Origin of the sequence: Streptomyces coeruleorubidus, from assembly GCF_028885415.1 — a bacterium.
GTDB classification, from domain to species: domain Bacteria; phylum Actinomycetota; class Actinomycetes; order Streptomycetales; family Streptomycetaceae; genus Streptomyces; species Streptomyces coeruleorubidus_A.
The window spans coordinates 2,685,608-2,700,398 of the sequence record NZ_CP118527.1; the positions used below are offsets into that span (position 1 = coordinate 2,685,608).

Here is a 14,791-nt window from a genome sequence, read left to right on the forward strand (position 1 = left end):
ACAGGGGAGCGGCCGGGCACCGGCCGTGGAGGTCGGTGCCCGGCCGCCGCCGGATCAAGCCGTCACACGCCCGCGTGCTCCGGCTCCGCCGCGTCCGTCCGCTGGGCCGCGAGGCCCTTCTTCGCCGCGCGCTTCTTCGCGCGGCGCTCCTTGCGGAGTTCGAACATCGCGTACAGCGTGGGCACCAGTAGCAGCGTCAGCAGCGTCGACGTCACCAGGCCGCCGATCACGACCACGGCCAGCGGCTGGGCGATGAAGCCGCCCTCGCCGGTGATGCCGAGGGCCATCGGGAGCAGGGCGAAGATCGTCGCCAGGGCGGTCATGAGGATCGGACGCAGTCGGTGCCGGCCGCCCTCGATCACGGCCTCGACGACGCCGTAGCCCTGCTTGCGGTACTGGTTGATCAGGTCGATCAGCACGATCGCGTTCGTCACCACGATGCCGATCAGCATCAGCATGCCGATCATCGCGGGGACGCCCATCGGCGTGCCGGTGGCCACCAGCAGGCCGATCGCGCCGGTGGCCGCGAACGGGATGGAGACGAGCAGGATCAGCGGCTGGACCAGGGACCGGAAGGTGCCGACCAGCAGCATGAAGACGATCGCGATGGCCGCGAGCATCGCCAGGCCCAGGTTGGCGAACGCCTCCTCCTGGTCCTCGGAGACACCGCCGATCGACGCCGTGGCGCCGTCCGGGAGCTTCAGCGCGTTGATCTCGGACTGGAGCTTGGTGCTCACCGCGCCCGTGTTGTCGCCGGTCGGCTTCGCGGTGATGGTGGCCGCGCGCTGGCCGTCGATGCGGGTCATGGAGACCGGGCCGTCGACCAGCTTGACCGTCGCGATGTCGCCGAGCTTCACCGCGCCCAGGCGGAGATCCTGAAGTTGCTTCAGCGTCGTCGCGGGCTTCGCCGAGCGGATGACGACGTCGCGCTCGGTGTCGTCCAGGACCGCCTTGGCGGCCGTGGTGCCGCGGACGGCCTGGGCGACGGCGGCGCCGAGGGTCTGGTCGTTGAAGCCGGCCGCGGCCGCCTTGTCGTTGGCCTTCACGGAGATCCGCGGCACGCTGGTCGACAGGTCGCTGGTGACGTCCGTGACGTCGTCGAGCGAGGCGACCGTCTTGCGGACCTCCTCGGCCGCCGTGCGCAGGACGCCGGCGTCGGCGGCCTTCACCACGACGCTGAGGTCCTGGGCGCCGAAGCCGTCACCGGCGGAGATGGTGGTCGTGCCGATGCCCTCCAGCCCGGCCAGGCCCTTCTCGATGCGGTCCTGGACGTCCTCGTACGACGCCGAGTCCTCCAGCGTCACCTGGTACGAGGCCTGGTTGGTGTCCGTGCCGCCGCCGAAGGCCGCCATGAAGCCGGACGAGCCGACCGTGACCTGGTAGTCCTTCACGCCCTTGGCGCCGTCGAGGAGCTGCTCGACCTTCTTGGCCTGGGCGTTCGTCGCCTCCAGGCTGGTGCCGGGCTTCAGCTCCTGCTTGACGGTGAGGACCTCGACCTCGCCCTGGTCGAAGAAGTTCGTCTTCAGCAACGGTGCCATGCCGAACGTGCCGACCAGGACGACGATCGCGATGGCCACGCTGGTGAGGCGGCGGCGGGTCGCGAAGCGCAGGACCGGGACGTAGATGCGCTGCAGGCGGCTCCTGGCCTCCTTCTCCTCGGCGAGCCGGCGGGCCTCGTCCGCGTCCTCGGGGGTGCCCTTCGGGGGCCGCAGGAACCAGTACGACAGGACCGGCACGACCGTCAGGGACACGAGCAGGGACGCCAGCAGCGCGGCCGTGACCGTGAGGCTGAACGAGCCGAACAGCTCGCCCACCATGCCGCCGACGAGGCCGATCGGCAGGAACACGGCGACCGTGGTGAGCGTCGAGGACGTCACCGCGCCCGCGACCTCGCGCACCGCGTTGAGGATGGCCGAGGTGCGCTCCTCGCCGTAGCCGAGGTGCCGCTTGATGTTCTCCAGCACCACGATCGAGTCGTCGACGACCCGGCCGATGGCGATCGTCAGCGCGCCCAGCGTCAGGACGTTCAGCGACAGGTCGCGGGTCCACAGCACGATCAGGGCGAGGACCACGGACAGCGGGATGGACACCGCCGTCACGAGGGTGGAGCGGATCGAGGCCAGGAAGACCAGGATCACCAGGACCGCGAAGAGCAGACCGAGCGCGCCCTCGGTGGTCAGGCCCTTGATGGACTTGGACACGGCCGGGCCCTGGTCGCTGACGACCGTGAGCGTCGCGCCGGAGCCGAGGTCCTTGCGGAGGTCGGGCAGCTTGTCCTGGACGGCGTCGGAGATCGCGACCGCGCTGCCGTCGCGGTCCATGGTGACGGCGACGGCGAGGCTGGGCCTGCCGTCCGTGCGGGTGATGGAGTCGGCCGGGGCCTCCTGCTGCTTCACCGTGGCGACATCGCCGAGGCGCACCGGCTTGCCCTTGCCGGGCTCACCCGTGACCATCAGGTCCTGGATCTGCTTCAGCGACGTGAAGCCGCCGCCGACCTGGACCGTGCGGTTGGCACCGCCCTCGTCGAAGGAGCCGGCCGGGACGGTCGCGCCGCCCGCCTGGAGGGCCTGGACCAGGGACTGCGAGGTGAGGCCCGCCTTCGCGAGCTTCGCGTCGTCGGGCGTGACGGCGACCTGGAGGTCCCGCACACCGTCGACGGTGACCTGGCCGACGCCGTCGATGCTCTTCAGGTCCGGCACGACGGTCTTGTCGAGCTGGTCGGCCAGGGCCTGCTGGTCCCGGTCGGAGGTGACGGCGAGGACGACGGTCGGGATGTCGTCCGTGGAGCCGGCGACGACCTGCAGGTCCACGTCGTCCGGGAGCTGGACGCGGGCCCGGTTGACGGCCTGCTGGACGTCGGCGACGAGCTGTTCGGTGCCGTTGCCGTAGTCGAAGGACGCCATGATCACGGCGTTGCCCTCGGTGGCGGTGGAGGTCACGCCGCTGATGCCGTCGACGGCTTCGAGGCTGTCCTCGATGGGCTCGACGACCTGCTTCTCGACCACGTCCGGGGAGGCGCCCTGGTACGGCGCCAGCACGGACACCATGGGCAGTTCGATGGTGGGCAGCAGCTGCTGCTTGAGCTGGGGTATCGCGATCGCCCCGAAGACGAGCGCGATGATCGACATCAGCCCTATCAGGGCCCGTTGCGCGAGGCTGAATCTCGACAGCCAGGACATGGGTCAGGGTCTCTCTTCTGTTTAACGGCAGAAGCGGCAGCGGGCGCGCAGATGAGCACCCGCCCTTACACCCTGAGCCATCGGCGAGACCCGTTCCGTAGGCCCCAAGTCCCGTTCCTTATACGGCGCATACTCCGGCCGCAGTACGTCCGGGTCGAGCTCACTCCACCCTTGGACGGACCAGGCCGGACTCGTACGCGATGACCACGAGCTGGGCCCGGTCCCGGGCGCCCAGCTTTGCCATGGCCCGGTTGACGTGCGTCTTCACCGTCAGCGGGCTGACCTCCAGCCGGTCGGCGATCTCGTCGTTGGAGTGGCCGCCCGCGACCAGGACCAGCACCTCGCGCTCCCGCCCGGTGAGCGAGTCGAGCCGCTCGCCGCGGGCCGGGTCGCGCTCGCCCGCGTCCGGGTCCTCCTGGGCGAGGAAACGGGCGATCAGGCCCGTGGTGGCCGCCGGGGACAGCAGGGCCTGACCCCCGGCCGCGGTCCGGATGGCGGTCAGCAGTTCCTCGGGCTCGGAGCCCTTGCCGAGGAAGCCGGAGGCGCCGGCGCGCAGCGACTGCACGACGTAGTCGTCGACCTCGAACGTCGTCAGGATGACCACGCGGACGTCGGCGAGTTCGGGGTCGGCGCTGATCATGCGGGTCGCCGCGAGACCGTCGGTGCCGGGCATCCGGATGTCCATGAGGACGACGTCGGCGCGCTGTTCCTTCGTCAGCCGTACCGCCTGCGCGCCGTCGGAGGCCTCGCCCACCACCTCCATGTCGGGCTCGGAGTCGACGAGGACACGAAAGGCGCTGCGGAGCAGCGCCTGGTCGTCGGCGAGCAGGACACGGATCGTCATGCGGGGTCCTCCCCGGGTGTGCGGTTCTTGACCGGCAGGATCGCATGGACACGGAACCCGCCGCCGTAGCGGGGACCGGTGGTGAGGGTGCCGCGCAGGGCCGTGACGCGTTCGCGCATGCCGAGCAGCCCGTGCCCGCCGCCGCTGCCCGGGGCCTCGTCCTCGCCGCTGCCGTCGTCCAGGACGGTGATCTCGATGTGGGGTCCGATCCGTACGACGCTGACCTCGGCCTTGGCCTGCGGCCCGGCGTGCTTCTGCACGTTGGTGAGGGCCTCCTGGATGATCCGGTAGGCGGCCAGGTCGACGGCTGCGGGGAGGGTGGTGCCCTGGTCGGCGCGGGCGACCTCGATGTGCAGGCCGGCGTTGCGGAAGGTGCCGATGAGCTCGTCCAGGCGGTCCAGGCCCGGGGCGGGTTCGGTGGGGGCCTCCGGGTCGCCGGACTGTCTGAGCAGTCCGACGGTGGCCCGGAGCTCGTTGAGGGCGGAGCGGCTGGCCTCCCGGACGTGGGCGAGGGCCTCCTTGGCCTGGTCGGGGCGCTTGTCCATGACGTGCGCGGCGACGCCGGCCTGGACGTTGACCAGGGCGATGTGGTGGGCCACGACGTCGTGCAGGTCGCGGGCGATACGCAGGCGTTCCTCGGCGACCCGGCGGCGGGCTTCCTCCTCGCGCGTGCGTTCGGCGCGTTCGGCGCGTTCCCGGATGGCCTGGACGAAGGCGCGGCGGCTGCGGACCGCGTCGCCGGCGGTGGCGCCGATGCCGGTCCAGGCGAAGATCGCGAGGTTCTCCTGGGCGTACCAGGGGAGGCTGCCGGCGGCCATGGCGGAGCCGGTCAGGACGGTCATGGTGAGCAGGCCGACGCGCCAGGTGGTGGGGCGGTCGGTGGTGGAGGCGACGGTGTACAGGGCGATGACGGCGGACATCGCGACGGGGGCGCGGGGGTCGCCGGTGACGGACTCGATCACGGAGAACGTGCCGGTGAGGGCGAGGACCGTCATGGGGGCGCGGCGGCGGAAGACCAGGGCGGCGGCGCCGAGGGTGATGAGGACGAGGCTGAGGGTGTCGGGGGTGCGCAGGGCCCAGCTGACGCTGTCGCGGTGGCGGGGCTCGACGAACGATCCGGCGACCATGCAGACCAGGACGCCTGCGGCCAGGACCGCGTCCATGGCCAGGGGATGTGCTTTGGCCTGGCATTTGACCCGCTGGAGGGTGCTCACGGGGGTTTACGGTAGCCGGGCGGGGTGCGCGGGGATATGGGGGTCGGGTGAGAGGTGCCCGGCGTGAGGGCTGCAGACGGGGCGACTGCGCAGCGGGGTGCCGCCCGCGCCCACCCGTGCCGCCCTGAGCGGCACGAATGCCCGCGGGTTCTACGAGCCCGGAATCAAGCCGTCGTCGCTGAGCAGCTCCCTGACCTCCTCCAGGGTCGCGTCCGGGGACGGGAGGATCAGTTCCGAGGGTTCCAGGGAGTCGTCCGGCAGGGGTTCGCCCAGGTCCCGGACCCTGGTCAGCAGGGCCTTGAGGGTGCGGCGGAAGCCGGGGCCGTCGCCGTTCTCCATTTCGGCCAGGAGTTCGTCGTCCAGCTTGTTCAGTTCGGTGAGGTGGCTGTCGGCCAGCCTCACCTGGCCCTCCCCCATGATCCGTACGATCATGTCGCCCTCCTAGGCGTGGGCCCCTACTGCTTGTCGAAGCGCGGGGTGTCCTGCGGCTGCTGCTGGGACTGCTGCTGGCTCTCGCCACCTTCGAGGGCCTGCTGCCCTCCGCTCGAGCCTCCGGCCAGTTCGGCCTTCATGCGCTGCAGTTCCAGCTCTACATCCGTACCACCGGAGAGCCGGTCCAGCTCGGCCTGGAGATCGTCCTTGTGCATGCCGGAGGGGTCCTCCAGGGCACCGGAGGCGAGCAGCTCGTCGATGGCCCCGGCGCGGGCCTGGAGCTGGGCCGTCTTGTCCTCGGCGCGCTGGATCGCCAGGCCGACGTCGCCCATCTCCTCGGAGATGCCGGAGAAGGCCTCGCCGATGCGGGTCTGCGCCTGGGCCGCCGTGTACGTCGCCTTGATCGTCTCCTTCTTCGTACGGAAGGCGTCGACCTTGGCCTGGAGCCGCTGGGCCGCGAGGGTGAGCTTCTCCTCCTCGCCCTGGAGCGTCGCGTGCTGGGTCTCCAGGTCGGTCACCTGCTGCTGGAGGGCCGCCCGGCGGGACAGCGCTTCGCGGGCCAGGTCCTCACGGCCCAGGGCGAGGGCCTTGCGGCCCTGGTCCTCCAGCTTGGTGGACTGGGACTGCAACTGGTTGAGCTGGAGTTCCAGGCGCTTGCGCGAGGTCGCCACGTCGGCGACGCCTCGGCGGACCTTCTGGAGCAGCTCCAGCTGCTTCTGGTACGAGTAATCGAGGGTCTCGCGCGGGTCCTCGGCCCGGTCAAGGGCCTTGTTCGCCTTCGCGCGGAAGATCATCCCCATACGCTTCATGACACCGCTCATGGGCTTCGCGCGCCCCCTTCTGACCGACTCCGGCTCCAGCTCCTGCGACAGAACCCACAGTACGGGCCCTGCTTCTATTACCGCACTGTTCGGGGACGGATGCGCTCATCCCCAAGGACGACTGAGCACGCTCCCGCTCCGGCGTAGGGAGTAGGTGGTCCCCGGGGTTACCGGGGATACCCGGGGTTACCGGAGCCGTACATCCCGGGGAACGACCGGGTGCGTACACAACGTCCCCTCTGTCCCCTTACAGACGACTGGTGTTGCCGGATCGTTCCCCACGGGACTGGGGTCCATGCCCGGGAAGCCCTTACCCTTGGGTTTTGTGTTCCGTAGCCGTGCGAAGGATGAGAAGGCCCAGGCCGCCGACAAGGCGCCGGTGAACTTCTCCAAGCAGCCCCGCGACCCGCAGGCCCCGAAGGGCAGGCCCACGCCCAAGCGCAGTGAGGCCCAGTCCCAGCGCCGCAGCGTCGCCAACACGTCGATGACGCGGAAGGAGGCCGCCAAGCGGCAGCGCGAGGAGCGCCGCAGCGCGCTGGAGCGCCAGCGCCAGGCGCTGGCGAGCGGCGACGAGCGGTACCTGCCCGCGCGTGACAAGGGACCGGTCCGCCGGTTCGCGCGCGACTTCGTGGACTCGCGGTTCAACATCGCGGAGTTCTTCCTGCCGATGGCCGTGGTCATCCTCGTGCTGAGCATGGTGCGGGTGGCCGCGCTGCAGAACATCGCGCTGCTGCTGTGGCTCGTGGTGATCGTGCTGATCGTGCTCGACTCGTTCGTCACGGCCTTCCGCCTGAAGAAGCAGCTGAACGAGCGCTTCGCCGGCGAGAACAAGCGCGGCGCGGTCGCCTACGCCCTGATGCGCTCTCTCCAGATGCGCCGGCTCCGGCTGCCGAAGCCGCAGGTCAAGCGCGGAGAGCGGCCCTGACCGCGACGTCGTTCTCCGGTGGCGCGGCGAATGCCTGGCTGGACAAGCTGGGCGGGCTGCGCGATGTCGTCCGGCAGGAGCTGGTGGCCCGGCAGCTGGACGAGCAGATAGTCGGGCGGTTCCCGGTCGGGCAGCGGCTGCGGGTGCTCGACGTCGGAATGGGCCAGGGCACCCAGGCGCTGCGGCTGGCCCGGGCCGGGCACCAGGTGACCGGCCTGGAGCAGGACCCGAAGATGATCGCCGTGGCCCGGGAGTCCCTCGCCGGGGAACCGGAGGGCATCCGGGAGCGGATGCGGATCATCGAGGGCGACGGCCGGGACACCGGCGTGCACTTCCTGCCGGGCAGTTTCGACGTGGTGCTGTGCCACGGCGTCCTGATGTACGTGGAGGAGCCCGACCCGCTGCTGGCGGGCCTGGCCCGGATGCTCGCGCCCGGCGGACTGCTGTCCCTGCTCGTGCGCAACGGGGACGCGCTCGCGGTACGGCCGGGGCTGTCCGGCGACTGGGCGGGCGCGCTGGCCGCCTTCGACACGACCGCTTACCGGAACCGCCTGGGGCTGGACGTCCGAGCCGACCGGCTGAAGGACCTGACGGCGACGCTCGCCGGGATCGGGGCGCCGCTGCACGCCTGGTACGGGGTGCGCGTGTTCACGGACACGGCGGCGGACGGCGCCGAGGTTGCGGCCGACGTGGAGACGCTGCTCGCGGTGGAGGAGAAGGCCGGGCGGACGGATCCGTACCGCGGGGTGGCGGCGCTGCTGCACCTGTGCGGCGTACGGGGCTGACCGCCGGCCGGCGGAGTGGGCGAGGGCCGTCAAGCCGGCCCCCGCCCCGGGGCTCACGCCTCGGCCGCGTGCAGGCTCATCGGCCCGTAGATCTCCGTGGCGTCCTCGAACAGCCGCACCTGGTCGGCACCGCCTTCCAGCAAGGCCTTCCAGTGCTCCCCGATCCAGGACTCGGCGTCCCCCTGGGTGGGGAACTCCTCCGGCGGCACCGCGGGCTGGACCTCCGTCCCGTCGGTCTTCTCGAACCGCCACGTCCATGCCGCCATGTACGCCTCCCATGTGTGTGAGCACACTGCACAGCGAAAAGCCGGATCTTGGTCCGGCTCCTGACCAGAGCCTATGCGCTCCGCTGGGTGGGGCGGGATATGTGGTCGGGTGTGAGGGTCAGTGGGTGCGTGCGGGTTGTGGTGGGCTGGTCGCGCAGTTCCCCGCGCCCCTTCAGGAGCGTCTCCATCACGCATGTTCCATGCTCACGGGTGAGAATCGGGGCGTGGAACTTACTCTGCTCGGTACCGGGGCCCCCTCGGGACTCCCCCGACCCGACTGTCCCTGCGCGGCATGTGCCGCTGCTCTCGGTCCTGACGCGCGGGCGGCCACCGCGCTGCTCCTGGACGGGGCGCTGCTGCTCGACCTGACGCCCGGGGCCGCCTTCGCGGCGGCGCGGGCGGGCCATTCCCTGACCGGCGTACGGCAGGTGCTGCTGTCGCATCCGCACGACGGGCCGGCGGTCGAGGTGCCGGCCGGGCTGCCGCAACCCGGACGGGTGCCGGACGGGCGGGAGTTGACGCTGCTGACGGGGCACCGGGTGCGGGCGGTGGCGATGGACGCGCCGGGCACGGGGTACGCGGTGACCGGGCCGGACGGGCAGCGGCTGCTGTACCTGCCGCCGGGCGGGGCGCCGGCGGGTCTCGAGGAGCCGGCCGAGTCGTACGACATGGTGCTCGCGGACGTCGTGGGGCGGCCGGACGCGCTGGCGAAGCTGCGGGCGGTGGGTGCGGTGGTGCCGACGACCGATGTGGTCGCCGTCCACCTGGACCACGACGTGCCGCCCGGGCCGGAGCTCGGGCGGCGGCTCGCGGCGGCCGGGGCGCGGGCCGTGCCGGACGGGACGACGCTGGCGGTGGGGGCGTACGAGGACGTGCCGGACGTGCCGCGGCGGACGCTGGTGCTGGGCGGGGCGCGGTCGGGCAAGTCGGTGGAGGCCGAGCGGAGGCTGGAGGCCTTTCCGGACGTGCTGTACGTGGCGACGGGCGGGTCGCGCAACGGGGACACCGAGTGGTCGGCGCGGGTGGCCGCGCATCGGGAGCGGCGGCCGGGGTCGTGGCAGACGGTCGAGACGTGCGATCTGGTGCCGCTGCTGGAGGAGGAGGGGCCGCCGTTGCTCATCGACTGTCTGTCGTTGTGGCTGACGGATGCGATGGATGCCGCGGGGGCGTGGGACGACGCGGTGTGGGCGGAGCGGGGGGAGAAGGCGTTGCGGGAGCGGGTGCGGGAGTTGACGGAGGCGGTGCGGTCGACTCGGCGGACCGTTGTGGCCGTGTCGAACGAGGTGGGGTCGGGGATCGTGCCGTCTACCGCGTCGGGGCGGCGGTATCGGGATGAACTCGGGCGGTTGAACGCGGGGTTCGCGGACGAGTGTGAGCATGTGTTGCTGGTGGTGGCGGGGCAGGTGGTGGTGCTGCGGGGGTGACAGGTGCTGGCGCGTTGATGCTGGGGCGGGGTGGGTCCGCAACCCGGCGGAGCGGGGTGCCGCTCTCTTTGGGACGGGTGCCGCCCCAGCGGCACGACTGCCCGCAGCTAAGCCGGTTTGCGGGCGATCAGGCGGTACGTGTTCGCGAGGCGGGTGCGGCGGGCCACGGGGGCGATGAGGTGGTCTGCCACCGCTGCCAGGGCCACCAGGGGGATGCCCGCTCTGAGCAGGGTCTCGCGGAGGTGCCGGTGAGCCTGGGGTGGGGGGATCGCTCGCCAGGGGGTGTCGGGGGCCGGGAGGGCGTGGGAGAGGGCCAGGGCCGTGGCGCCGGCCAGGTCGTGGGGAATGTGGACGGGGCGGTGGTCCAGGAGGGCGATCGTGCAGCCGGCCGCCTCCAGTTCCGCGCGGAGGTTGTGCGCAGGGAGCAGGTGCAGATGGCGGGGCTGGTCGTAGGCGAGCCACCAGCGGCCCAGTAGCGCGGCGTACACGCTGCGGGGGCTCAGGGTCTCGATGAGCAGGTGGCCGCCGGGGCGCAGGGCTTCGAGGGCGGCGTGGAGTTCCGCGCGGGGGTCGGGGGTGCCCTCCAGGTGGTGGAGCATGCTGACCACGTCGTAGCGGGCGCGCAGGGCGGCCGAGATCCGGGGGTTCGTCAGACGGCCCACGTGGGCCTCCTCGACGCGGTCGGCCGAACGGGCGCGGACCACGCGCGGGGTGTGGTCCAGGCCGTCGAAGGAGGTGTACGGGAAGAACTCCCGGGCCGTCGCGGGGAAGCGGGCGTGGCCCGTCCCCACGTCCAGCCAGCTCTCCGGCTCCCCGAACCGCAGCATCGCGCGGGCGGCCGAGCGGTGGCGGAGCCGGCTGCCGCGCAGCGCGAGGAGGGTGTCGGCCGCGACGTCCCGGGGCGCTCCGCGCACCGTCCGGTGGTAGAGGGCGAGGCCCTCGAAGGTGAGGCGGGGGTTCTGGAAGGCGTGGCCGCAGTCCCGGCACTCGTCGACGGTGAAGCTGCCCGGCTTGTACTGCCGCAGGTCACCGGTGCGCAGCCGGTTCCGCAGCCGGGCCGAGCCGCACCAGGGGCAGTCCTCGCGGCGCGGCTCGTGGACCCGTGTGGTCGCTTGGGGGACGGGAGATGCGGAGGGGGCGGGATGTGCGGTCATGGGCGGCTCCCGGGCGCGAAGGCGTACGGCAGGGACGGACGACGAACGACGTATGACAATCCGCTGCAAACCGGAACGTATGGGATGCCGATCTGAGGTGCAACGACGTCGCCGCCGCGGAGTCGCGATGTGGCGCCGTGCTGTTCGAGCGGTGCCGGTACTGTTCGGCGAATGAGCTCGCTTAATCTCGACGACTTCACCGATCTGATCGAGCGTCCGGACGGCGGGGTGCGCCGTGACGCCGAGGCGCGCCGGGAGCGGCAGATCGTGCCACCCGGGTCGCTGGGCCGCCTGGACGACCTGGGTGAGTGGCTGGCGGCGGCGCAGTCCGCCGTGCCGGTGCGGCCGATCGAACGGCCGCGGGTGGTGCTCTTCGCCGGTGACCACGGCGTCGCCGAGCTGGGTGTCTCGGCCCGGCCTGCGGGCGGCGCCGGGGAGTTGGTGCGTCAGGTGCTGGAGGGCGGCCGGCCCGTGTCGGTGCTGGCGCGGCGGTTGGGCGTACCGGTGCGGATCGTCGACATGGCCCTGGACTGCGATCCGGAGACGCTGCCCGAGGACGTCGTACGGCACCGGGTGCGGCGCGGCAGCGGGCGCATCGACATCGAGGACGCGCTGACCCCCGAGGAGGCCGAGGCGGCGTTCCGGGCCGGGGTCGCGGTCGCCGACGAGGAGGCCGACTCCGGTACGGATCTGGTGGTGCTCGGCGATGTGAGCGTCGGCGGGACCACGGCGGCGGGCGTGCTGGTCGCGGCGCTGTGCGGGGTCGACGCGTCGGTCGTCACCGGCCGGGGCGGGCTGGCGATCGACGACCTGGCGTGGATGCGCAAGTGCGCGGCGATCCGCGACGCGCTGCGCCGGGCCAGGCCGGTGCTCGGAGACCAGTTGCAGCTGCTGGCGGCGGTGGGCGGTGCCGACCTCGCCGCGATGACGGGCTTCCTGCTGCAGAGCGCGGTGCGGAAGATGCCCGTGGTGCTCGACGGGGTCGTGACGGCCGCGTGCGCGCTGGTCGGGCAGCGGATCGCGTTCCGCGCGCCGGACTGGTGGCTGGCCGCGCACGACAGCGGCGAGCCCGGGCAGGCCAAGGCGCTGGACCGGATGGCCCTGGAGCCGCTGCTGACCCAGGGCGTGACCGTCGGCGAGGGCGCGGGCGGCCTGCTCGCGCTCCCCCTGGTGCAGGCCGCGGCCGCGCTGGCGGCGGAGCTGCCCGAGAAGCCGAAGGAGTCCGAGGAGCCGGAGATCTCCGAGGCCTCCGAGGCTTCTGAGGCCTCCGAGGTTCCCGCCGAGCAGTAGCGTTCCGGGAGATCCAGGTCACGCACGCCTGGCTCAACTTCGTCCCGTTCCGGTCGGTCTTCGCGTGTGGTGTCGGTTTTCACTGAGCCACGGACACCGCGCATGCCGTTGACGTACCGACATCCGGACGAGGACGACCCGATGACCACGCTCGCCCACTGGGCCCGCGCCGAATGGGGGCCGCTGTTCGCGACCGTGCGCGGGCCACTGCGGGAGCGGCGGCTGCGGGCCGTGCCGATGGCGGTCGCGGCCGTGTGCCTCACGGCCGTGCTGCACTTCGTGCACCACCGGTCGTGGGGCTACCGGTTCGTGCAGGACATCGGGGCGATACGGGCCGAGGACCCGCTGTGGCTCGCGCTGCTGCGGACGCCGCTGTCGCTGTTCGTGCCCGCGCTGGACCTGCCGGTGTGGGGCGCGCTGGCGCAGATCCTGCTGGTGTTCGGCATCGCGGAGCTCTGCCTGGGCCGGCAGCGGACGCTGCTCATCGCCTACCTCGCGACGCTCGCGGGCACGCTCTACGCCCGCCTGGGCGTCTGGCTGGGCCCGGACGTCCCGCTGGGCCTGCCCGCCTCGGACGCGCGGGTCGTGGACACCGGGCCGTCGGCGGCGGTGGTGGGACTGGCCGTCTACCTGGGATGGCACTACCGGGCGTACGTCACGGCCGGGGCGGTGATCGTGGCGATGGTGGCCGAGGTGGCCCTGAAGGAGAACCTGGCGGGCAAGGAGCATCTGGCGGCGATCGCGGCCGTGCTGGTGGTGTGCGCGGTCGGAGCGGTGCGCCGACGGCGCGTCAGCGGTGTTCGAGGGACCGGGCCGGCTCGGCGTCCGGCGCGCCGCCGATCCAGTCCTGGAACGCGCGCCGGGGGCCGATCCAGCGGCGGTCGTGGTGATAGGCCCGCAGGCTGGACTTGGCGCGGGCGCGGGGGCGGCGCCGGTAGAAGCGCTTGGCCCAGTAGGAGCCGGGGCGGGCCAGCCGTACGGCGCCGAACAGGGCGATGACGGGGATGATCACGCCGAAGACCGCGAGGCGGGTCTTGCCCTTGAACAGGGCGATGAGGGCGAACACGAAGTTCGCGGCGACGTTCACGATCACGGTGGCGCGGTTCTGCTCCTGGTCGTCCGAGAGGTCGTTGACGCCCAGGGGCGAGAAGCCGATCAGAAGCAGTCCGACGAGGGAGGCGGTGAGGACGACCATCTCGACGCTCTTGCGGCCGGCCTCGGTCCAGTAGACGTCGGCCAGGTGCAGGACCAGGGCGAACTCGTCGAGGACGAGGCCGGCGCCGATGCCGAAGAGCACCGCGGCCAGCCCCGAACCGAAGCCGTGCTGCCCTCCGGCCACCGCGCCGAAGCCGCCGATGATCGTCAGGATGACGCCGGGGACCACGTGGTGGACGTGGAGGCCGCCGCTGCCGCTGACGTTGCGGAAAGGGCCCTTGCCCGCCCGGATGAGGCGGGTGATGCCCCGCGTGATCAGGAAGGTCACCACGAAGGAGACGAGAGCGAGGAGCAGCGGCAGCTTGCCGGGTTCGATGATGTTCTGCTCCAGCCATCCCATATGTGAACTTTATCCTCGCCCGCCGCATCCGCTCTTCTGACCGGCGGGTAGCCTGCGCCGGTGCCCAGAACCTCGCCCCTGGACGGTCTCCGCTTCGCCTTCGGCACCCTCACGGTGTTCCCGGTCCGGGTGACCCGGTGGGACCGTCAGGCCGCGCGTGGCGGCATGCTGTGCGCTCCGCTGGCCGGGCTCGCGGTCGGTGCCGCTGCCGCCGCCGCCGGGCTGGTGCTGCTGTTCCTCGGTGCGGGCGGGCCGCTCGCCGCCGTGGCCACCGTCGCCGTCCCCGCAGTCCTGACCCGGGGGCTGCACCTCGACGGGCTCGCGGACACCGCCGACGGGCTGGGCAGCGGGAAGCCCGCCGAGGACGCCCTGCGGATCATGAAGCAGTCGGACATCGGGCCGTTCGGAGTCATCACCCTCGTCCTCGCCCTGCTCGCGCAGGCCGCCGCGCTCGCCCAGGCCTACGACGCCTCCTGGGCCCGGGGCGCGTGCGCCGCCGTCGTCTCGGCGACGGTCGCCCGGCTGGCCCTGACCCTCGCGGCCCGGTCCGGGGTGCCGGCGGCGCGGCCGGAGGGGCTGGGGGCGGCGGTCGCGGGGGTCGTGCCGATCCGCGGGGCGCTGCTCGCCGGCGTCGCCGTCACGGGCGGGGCGGCAGCGGTCGCCGCCGTCTTCGGGCCGTACGACGTCGCCCGTACCGCGCTCGCGGTCCTGCTCTCCCTGGCCGGTGCCGAAGCGCTCCTGCGGCACTGCACGCGCCGCTTCGGCGGGATCACCGGGGACGTGTTCGGCGGCCTCGCCGAGACGGCGGCGACCACGGCGCTGGTCGTTCTGTCACTGGGCTGAAACGATCTCCTCGTCCCCCTCCTGCCCTCACCGCCCGGCGGCTAGCTTCGTCCCCCGAA

At 72.4% G+C, this 14,791-nt stretch carries 13 protein-coding genes and 1 pseudogene; 6 read left to right on the plus strand and 8 right to left on the minus strand.

The features are described from left to right. Positions 1-62: 62 nt before the first annotated feature. The 5 genes from PV963_RS12520 to PV963_RS12540 all read right to left on the minus strand — a co-directional run bounded on the left by PV963_RS12520 (position 63) and on the right by PV963_RS12540 (position 6,478). On the minus strand, positions 63-3,179 hold the full coding sequence (locus PV963_RS12520) for an efflux RND transporter permease subunit (protein WP_274815718.1): 3,117 nt from the start codon (positions 3,177-3,179) through the stop codon (positions 63-65). Positions 3,180-3,339: 160 nt separating this feature from the next. Then, positions 3,340-4,023, minus strand: a complete 684-nt coding sequence (locus tag PV963_RS12525; RefSeq protein WP_274815719.1) for a response regulator — start codon at positions 4,021-4,023, stop codon at positions 3,340-3,342. Further along, on the minus strand, positions 4,020-5,237 hold the full coding sequence (locus tag PV963_RS12530; protein ID WP_274815720.1) for a sensor histidine kinase: 1,218 nt from the start codon (positions 5,235-5,237) through the stop codon (positions 4,020-4,022). The genes PV963_RS12525 and PV963_RS12530 overlap by 4 nt, the downstream gene beginning before the upstream one ends. A gap of 150 nt (positions 5,238-5,387) precedes the next feature. Then, positions 5,388-5,669: a PspA-associated protein PspAA gene (gene pspAA / locus PV963_RS12535; protein WP_274815721.1), complete on the minus strand. Its 282-nt coding sequence runs from the start codon at positions 5,667-5,669 to the stop codon at positions 5,388-5,390. A gap of 23 nt (positions 5,670-5,692) precedes the next feature. Continuing rightward, positions 5,693-6,478, minus strand: coding sequence for a PspA/IM30 family protein (locus PV963_RS12540; RefSeq protein WP_274815722.1), 786 nt, complete (start codon positions 6,476-6,478; stop codon positions 5,693-5,695). Between the two features lie 337 nt (positions 6,479-6,815). Here PV963_RS12540 and PV963_RS12545 point away from each other — a divergent pair, with 337 nt between their 5' ends. Together PV963_RS12545 and PV963_RS12550 are read left to right on the plus strand one after the other, a co-directional pair. Continuing rightward, positions 6,816-7,415, plus strand: a complete 600-nt coding sequence (locus PV963_RS12545) for a DUF3043 domain-containing protein (protein WP_274815723.1) — start codon at positions 6,816-6,818, stop codon at positions 7,413-7,415. Positions 7,416-7,498: 83 nt separating this feature from the next. Beyond that, a complete protein-coding gene (locus PV963_RS12550; protein WP_274815724.1) occupies positions 7,499-8,200 on the plus strand; it encodes a class I SAM-dependent methyltransferase in 702 nt (233 codons plus the stop codon). A 53-nt stretch (positions 8,201-8,253) separates the two neighbouring features. Here PV963_RS12550 and PV963_RS12555 read toward each other — a convergent pair whose 3' ends face one another. After that, complete coding sequence (locus PV963_RS12555) at positions 8,254-8,466, minus strand: hypothetical protein (RefSeq protein ID WP_020275851.1); 213 nt, start codon at positions 8,464-8,466, stop codon at positions 8,254-8,256. 224 nt (positions 8,467-8,690) lie between these two features. On the opposite strand from PV963_RS12555, the gene PV963_RS12560 reads away from it, so the two are divergent. After that, complete coding sequence (locus PV963_RS12560; protein WP_274815725.1) at positions 8,691-9,890, plus strand: bifunctional adenosylcobinamide kinase/adenosylcobinamide-phosphate guanylyltransferase; 1,200 nt, start codon at positions 8,691-8,693, stop codon at positions 9,888-9,890. A 107-nt stretch (positions 9,891-9,997) separates the two neighbouring features. Here the strand turns inward: PV963_RS12560 and PV963_RS12565 are convergent, their stop codons facing one another. Then, the gene (locus PV963_RS12565) at positions 9,998-11,044 is read right to left on the minus strand and encodes a class I SAM-dependent methyltransferase (protein ID WP_274815726.1); all 1,047 of its coding nucleotides are present in this window, start codon (positions 11,042-11,044) and stop codon (positions 9,998-10,000) included. Positions 11,045-11,215: 171 nt separating this feature from the next. Here PV963_RS12565 and cobT point away from each other — a divergent pair, with 171 nt between their 5' ends. Together cobT and PV963_RS12575 are read left to right on the plus strand one after the other, a co-directional pair. Next, on the plus strand, positions 11,216-12,334 hold the full coding sequence (gene cobT, locus PV963_RS12570; protein ID WP_274815727.1) for a nicotinate-nucleotide--dimethylbenzimidazole phosphoribosyltransferase: 1,119 nt from the start codon (positions 11,216-11,218) through the stop codon (positions 12,332-12,334). Positions 12,335-12,475: 141 nt separating this feature from the next. Further along, positions 12,476-13,138 (plus strand): annotated as a pseudogene (locus PV963_RS12575) (hypothetical protein); the annotation flags it as partial. Here the strand turns inward: PV963_RS12575 and PV963_RS12580 are convergent. Further along, positions 13,125-13,889, minus strand: coding sequence for a hypothetical protein (locus PV963_RS12580; protein ID WP_274815728.1), 765 nt, complete (start codon positions 13,887-13,889; stop codon positions 13,125-13,127). The pseudogene PV963_RS12575 and the gene PV963_RS12580 overlap by 14 nt on opposite strands. A gap of 60 nt (positions 13,890-13,949) precedes the next feature. On the opposite strand from PV963_RS12580, the gene PV963_RS12585 reads away from it, so the two are divergent. Then, a complete protein-coding gene (locus PV963_RS12585; RefSeq protein ID WP_274815729.1) occupies positions 13,950-14,732 on the plus strand; it encodes an adenosylcobinamide-GDP ribazoletransferase in 783 nt (260 codons plus the stop codon). Positions 14,733-14,791 lie beyond the last annotated feature (59 nt).

Coding starts and splice junctions, on each gene's coding strand:
- PV963_RS12520 (WP_274815718.1), bottom strand. CDS start 3,179: ATGTCCTGGCTGTCGAGATTCAGCCTCGCGCAACGGGCCCTGATAGGG.
- PV963_RS12555 (WP_020275851.1), bottom strand. CDS start 8,466: ATGGCGGCATGGACGTGGCGGTTCGAGAAGACCGACGGGACGGAGGTC.
- PV963_RS12525 (WP_274815719.1), bottom strand. CDS start 4,023: ATGACGATCCGTGTCCTGCTCGCCGACGACCAGGCGCTGCTCCGCAGC.
- cobT (WP_274815727.1), top strand. CDS start 11,216: ATGAGCTCGCTTAATCTCGACGACTTCACCGATCTGATCGAGCGTCCG.
- pspAA (WP_274815721.1), bottom strand. CDS start 5,669: ATGATCGTACGGATCATGGGGGAGGGCCAGGTGAGGCTGGCCGACAGC.
- PV963_RS12580 (WP_274815728.1), bottom strand. CDS start 13,889: ATGGGATGGCTGGAGCAGAACATCATCGAACCCGGCAAGCTGCCGCTG.
- PV963_RS12565 (WP_274815726.1), bottom strand. CDS start 11,044: ATGACCGCACATCCCGCCCCCTCCGCATCTCCCGTCCCCCAAGCGACC.
- PV963_RS12540 (WP_274815722.1), bottom strand. CDS start 6,478: ATGAAGCGTATGGGGATGATCTTCCGCGCGAAGGCGAACAAGGCCCTT.